At 47.7% G+C, this 6,140-nt stretch carries 5 protein-coding genes and 1 pseudogene; all 6 read left to right on the forward strand.

All coding sequences use genetic code 11. The features are described 5' to 3' along the window. The coding region (locus ACQRBH_RS16900) for a tetracycline resistance ribosomal protection protein (protein WP_427762618.1) at positions 1-1,548 on the forward strand (1,548 nt) is incomplete at its 5' end. Positions 1,549-1,598: 50 nt separating this feature from the next. Further along, complete coding sequence (tet(40), locus tag ACQRBH_RS16905; protein WP_427762619.1) at positions 1,599-2,819, forward strand: tetracycline efflux MFS transporter Tet(40); 1,221 nt, start codon at positions 1,599-1,601, stop codon at positions 2,817-2,819. A gap of 599 nt (positions 2,820-3,418) precedes the next feature. Further along, entirely contained in the window at positions 3,419-3,928 is a 510-nt protein-coding gene (locus ACQRBH_RS16910; protein WP_105116765.1) for a sigma-70 family RNA polymerase sigma factor, read from the forward strand. A 94-nt stretch (positions 3,929-4,022) separates the two neighbouring features. Then, on the forward strand, positions 4,023-4,448 hold the full coding sequence (locus ACQRBH_RS16915; RefSeq protein ID WP_000323895.1) for a sigma-70 family RNA polymerase sigma factor: 426 nt from the start codon (positions 4,023-4,025) through the stop codon (positions 4,446-4,448). 83 nt (positions 4,449-4,531) lie between these two features. Beyond that, a pseudogene (locus ACQRBH_RS16920) lies at positions 4,532-5,006 on the forward strand (RNA polymerase sigma factor). Positions 5,007-5,160: 154 nt separating this feature from the next. After that, the coding region (locus tag ACQRBH_RS16925) for an AAA family ATPase (RefSeq protein WP_427762621.1) at positions 5,161-6,140 on the forward strand (980 nt) is incomplete at its 3' end.

Here is a 6,140-nt window from a genome sequence, read left to right on the forward strand (position 1 = left end):
TTTTTCATCAATAAAATTGACCAAGAGGGGATTGATTTGCCAATGGTATATCGGGAAATGAAAGCAAAGCTTTCTTCGGAAATTATAGTGAAGCAAAAGGTTGGGCAGCATCCCCATATAAATGTAACGGACAATGACGATATGGAACAGTGGGATGCGGTAATTATGGGAAACGATGAACTATTAGAGAAATATATGTCAGGGAAACCGTTTAAAATGTCAGAACTGGAACAGGAAGAAAACAGGAGATTCCAAAACGGAACGTTATTTCCCGTTTATCACGGAAGCGCTAAAAACAATCTGGGGATTCGGCAGCTTATAGAAGTAATTGCCAGTAAATTTTATTCATCAACGCCTGAAGGTCAATCTGAACTATGCGGGCAGGTTTTTAAGATTGAATATTCAGAGAAAAGGCGGCGTTTTGTTTATGTGCGTATATATAGCGGAACATTGCATTTGAGGGATGTTATTAGAATATCTGAAAAAGAGAAAATAAAAATCACAGAGATGTGTGTTCCGTCAAATGGTGAAATCGTCCCGGCTGACCATGCCTGTCCGGGAGAAATTGTTATTTTAGCTGATGATACTTTGAAACTGAACGACATTCTGGGAAATGAAAAACTCCTGCCTCACAAAACATGGATTGATAATCCCATGCCATTACTTCGGACAACGGTAGAGCCGCAAAAGCCGGAGCAAAGGGAAGCCCTGTTAAATGCCCTCGCAGAGATTGCTGATACAGACCCTCTTTTGCATTTTGACATTGATACTGTTACACATGAGATTATACTTTCTTTTTTGGGGAATGTGCAGATGGAAGTCATTTGTGCCATCCTTGAGGAAAAATATCATGTGGAGGCAGAAATAAAAGAGCCTACTGTTATATATATGGAAAGACCGCTTAGAAAAGCAGAATATACCATCCACATAGAAGTCCCGCCAAATCCTTTCTGGGCTTCTGTCGGGTTGTCCATAGAGCCGCTCCCTATTGGAAGCGGAGTGCAGTATGAAAGCAGAGTTTCACTTGGATATTTAAATCAATCGTTCCAAAATGCGGTTATGGAGGGGGTTCTTTATGGCTGCGAGCAGGGGCTGTATGGATGGAAAGTGACAGACTGTAAAATCTGTTTTGAATATGGATTGTATTATAGTCCTGTAAGTACCCCCGCAGACTTTCGGCTGCTTTCCCCTATCGTATTGGAGCAGGCTTTAAAAAAAGCAGGGACAGAACTATTAGAGCCATATCTCCACTTTGAAATTTATGCACCGCAGGAATATCTCTCACGGGCGTATCATGATGCTCCAAGGTATTGTGCAGATATTGTAAGTACTCAGATAAAGAATGACGAGGTCATTCTGAAAGGAGAAATCCCTGCCAGATGTATTCAAGAATACAGGAACGATTTAACTTATTTCACAAATGGGCAGGGAGTCTGCTTGACAGAGTTAAAAGGATACCAGCCAGCTATTGGTAAATTTATTTGCCAACCCCGCCGCCCGAATAGCCGTATAGATAAGGTTCGGCATATGTTCCACAAGTTAGCTTAACAGCTTGCAAAAGTCATATAAAATGAGATTTGAAAGGAGAATGTAACTTCATGTTTGCTAAAAATTCAAAGGCATATTCTGTCTACCTGCTGTTCCGATTTGTCTGTTCCCTGGCGGTTTCTATGTCCACAGTGCTTTCCATCGTGTACCACCTGAAGGTGGTGCAGCTGGATGCTTTCCAGCTTGTCCTGGTAGGGACGGTTCAGGAGACCTCCTGCTTTCTGTTCGAGATACCCACCGGTGTGGTGGCGGATTTGTATAGCCGTCGGCGCTCGGTGCTGATTGGAATGTTCCTCTACGGCCTGGGCTTTCTGATGGAGGGTGCGCTACCGTGGTTCGCGCCGGTTCTGCTGGCCCAGGTTGTCTGGGGTTGCGGTGATACCTTCATCACCGGCGCTCTGGAGGCGTGGATTGCCTCGGAGGAAGAGGACAAACCCATAGACAAGGTGTTCCTGCGGGGCAGTCAAATGGGGCAAATCGGCGGCGTTCTGGGCGTGGTGCTGGGCACACTGCTGGGAAACATAAACCTGCAAATGCCTGTCATCTTGGGGGGCAGTTTGTGCTTGTTGTTGGGGCTGGTGATGGTTCGCATCATGCCAGAAACCAACTTCTCCCCTGCTATTGAGGAACGGCAGGGCTTGCTTAAAGACTTTGTCTGCCTGTTCAAGCTCAACCTGGGCTTTGTGAAAGGCGCACCTGTGTTGCTGACGCTCTTAGCAATCACACTATGCGGGGGACTTGCCAGTGAAGGCTTTGACCGGCTCTCCACCGCTCATTTTCTGGATGACACGGTAATACCCGTTATCGGGCCGCTGAACAGCGTCACTTGGTTCGGTGTTATCAGTCTTATCGGCAGCGGCTTAGGTATTCTGGCTTCTCAGTTGCTCATCGCCCGCATGGAGAAAAAAGGGACTGTCAGCCGAACCAGTGTGGTCATGTCCACCAGCGCCGGGTATATCCTGTGCCTGGTTCTCTTCGCGGTGGGGCGGAGCTTTTGGTTCATGTTGTTGGTGTTCCTGCTGGCGGGGCTTATGCGCACCATCAAGGAGCCTGTGCTGGCCGCCTGGATGAACGACCATGTGGATGAGAAAATGCGCGCCACAGTCTTTTCCACCAGCGGACAGCTGGACTCTTTCGGGCAGATCATCGGCGGGCCTATTGTGGGGCTGGTAGCCCAGCAGGTGTCCATACCCTGGGGGCTGGTCTGTACCGCTTTCCTGCTGTTGCCCGCGCTGTTCTTAGTGCCGGTGGCGGGAAAGAAGCGGGATTGATATGGCATAGTTAAGTTTACTGACGAGCGGGAGATTACTTCCGCTCGTCTTCATTTAGTAGCGCAAAATTTGAGGACTCTTTATTTCCTTATTCGGTATAGCGGAGGCGGCTGTCAATTCGACATAATTTTCTTGTGATACTTTACCGTACATGAGCATTTGTTTCGTATTTGAAAGAACAAACTCACCAAATAAAAAAAACGATATTCGGGTGGGTTATTTTGTTATACCCTAAATTACCCTCTGAATTTGTTTTTAAATTTGGAGGGATTTTTTTATGTCCTTTTTTCGGGCAGTTATCTATCTGCTCATACGAAGCAAAATTTATCAATACATAGCATATCAGAGAACGGCAGGAAACCAGTTAAAAAAATTTCTGCCAGTGCAACGGTACTTCTCACCTTGAAAGTAGAAGTACAATCTCCATACAATAGAATTACTATTTCCTATAACCGTAAAGGTCACAGAGCCTTTGCGGTTTTTCTTTTGTCGATTTTTGTTGGAAAGTGCCGCAGGGCTGTTTCTGATATGCGGTGTCGTTCTCCGCCTCTCCATCTGGATTTTTTACATTTCAAAAATTCAGATGGGAGGTATTTATGGTGAAATATGCACCAAGAAAGGTATATATCAGAGAAAGTGGCGGCTATGTGGAATTATCCTACACGGAGTTCTGCCGTTGCAGGGAATCCGACCAGACCTATATGGACAAGCTGTTTATCCCCATTCAAGGCTGTCTGCTTGAAGTCGTGAGGGAGCAATACACAGACTTCTACCGTGACAAGGAACGGTGGCGTTATCTGCAAAAATTAGATACAAAGAATAGACTGCTATCTCTCGACGGATTTACGGACAGCGAGGGGAATCCTCTGGACTTTATCACTGATGAAGCGGTGGACATTGCAGAAACCGTTGTCAATGCGGTCATGGTGGACAGGCTGAAAGCCGCCCTGCCTTTGCTGTCGGATAGTGAACAGGAGCTGATACAGGCAATCTTTTTTGACGGACTTTCCGAGCGTGAAGTCGGGGCGAGGTTGGGCATAACCCAGAGCGTTGTAAACAAACGCAAAGCCAGAATCCTAATAAAACTAAGAAAGATAATAGAAAATTAAAATTTAAGGCGTTCAGCCCCCTTGTTTTTTCCTTTGGGAAGATGAGGGGGCTTTTCTCTGCCCTCTCAATCAATTCTGATTGGAGGAAGTAAGAATGGCATACAACCACGGACGGGAGGACAGGAAATGGCGTATCTGGAAAGAAGCGGAGGAAAAGCTGCTGCGTGAGTGCGGCGTTGATGAAGCGACCATTGAGCAGATACGCATGGCGGACAGGGCAGACTTCAATTCCAACAGGCGGTTTTACCGATGGACGAATGACGTTGCGGAATATCTTGAGGACATGGCAGGCAGGGAGCGGCAGGCGGAAGTGGGTACGGTTGCGGAGTTACTGGAAGAGATTGAGAGCGAAAATCTCTATCAAGTATTAGTCACGGTGGACGGGCGTACCTTGAAAATCGTCCTGCTGAAAATGCAGGGGTATTCCACAAAGGAGATTGCCCCGCTTGTGCATTTGACGACTGGTGCCATCTATGCGAGGTTAGACCATCTGCGGAAGAAGCTGCGGAAAATTTTATAGCTTCTAAAACAGCCTGCCATCCTGCGGGCTACTGGGTGAGGGATGGAAATCCCCTCACTCATTTTTTGCAGGAGGACAACAGGATGGCATACAGGGTTAAGGCATACACGCTTCGGGAGGAATCCACGGAAAGCGGCACAAGGTATTTTATCAGCTTTAAGGACGGGCAGGGCAAATCCCACGAGTTGGAAGTGTCGGAACAGTTCTTTATGGAGTTTCGGCAGATGGAGCGCAGGAACAGGAATCTTTTCTAATGGGACGAGCGGCACAGGGAGTTTAACGAGGTATGGGACGAAACCCTTTACAGACGGGCGTTGCGTGTGCCTAAGAGCCTTGATGAACGCATGGTTGAGGAAGAACGGAATGAAACGCTCTATAAGGCGGTTGGGAGCCTTCCAGAGATACAAAGGCGGCGTTTCCTGCTCTACTACGAGTATGAGTTCAATTTTTACCAAATCGCCGCTATGGAGCATTGCACCGCTTCGGCAATACAGAAATCTGTTGCGATTGCAAAGGAGAAAGTAAAGGCGGAAATTGAAGAAATATCTCCAACCGTGACCGACACCGCCCGAAAAAGAAATCTGTTTTTTATTTGTGTGGGATTGGCGGCATTACATACTCTCACTTTTTTCCGTGGGAGTAAATCTATTTTTAAGGAGGTCAACGCCTATGTGCAACGAAAACAAAGACACCGCCCGAAAGGAGGAAAGCCATGCAGAAGTTACAGACAGTCAACGCCGAAACGCTCCTTTATGAACCGCTTGAGAAACCATCCTTTGTGGTGGACAGCCTTATCCCGACAGGCTTATCGCTGTTCTGCGGCTCACAGAAGATAGGCAAAAGCTGGCTCATGCTGAAGCTATGCTTATGCGTGTCGCAGGGAATCCCTTTATGGGATATGCCGACAATGGAGGGCGATGTGCTTTACCTCTGCCTTGAGGACACGTTCTGCCGCATACAGGACAGGTTATTTCGTTTGACGGACGAAGCAAGCGGGCGGCTCCACTTTGCCGTGGCAAGCTGCAAGCTGTCAGACGGTCTTATCGTGCAGCTTGAAGATTATCTGAAAGATTACCCAGACAGCAGGCTCATTGTCATTGATACCTTGCAGAAAGTCCGTACAGCTTCAAAAGACAATGCCTATGCAAGCGACTATGGGGACATCTCCCTCATCAAAGACTTTGCCGACAGGCACTCTCTGGCGGTCATTGTCGTACACCACATCCGAAAGCAGAATGACAGCGACGTGTTCAACAAGGTGTCTGGGACGACAGGATTAACGGGGAGTGCGGACGCTACCTTTGTTCTGGAAAAGGAGAAACGTGCGTCTGACACCGCCAAGCTGTATGTGACGGGCAGGGACACGCCTTATCAGGAATACACGCTGCGTTTCCGTGATTGCCGTTGGGAGCTTGTGGAGCGGAAAACGCAGGAGCAGCTTGCGAAAGAAACGATACCAGATGTCCTTTTTCGGTTGGTGGATTTTATGAGGGATAAGGAAGAATGGATAGGCACGGCAACGGAACTGTTAGCCGCTATGGGGGAAACGGAAACCATACCCACGGTGATTACGAAATGGCTGAATGAATACCGCACCACATTTTTAAGCGAGAACCGTATCTGCTACCAGTACAGCCGCAGGAAAGACGGCAGGCGGATTGCCCTTGCAAGGAGGGCGGGTGACAGCGGTGA

Origin of the sequence: Bariatricus sp. SGI.161, from assembly GCF_050313695.1 — a bacterium.
In the GTDB taxonomy this organism is placed as follows: Bacteria; Bacillota; Clostridia; order Lachnospirales; family Lachnospiraceae; genus JAFBIX01.

Coding starts and splice junctions, on each gene's coding strand:
- ACQRBH_RS16915 (WP_000323895.1), top strand. CDS start 4,023: ATGGCATACAACCACGGACGGGAGGACAGGAAATGGCGTATCTGGAAA.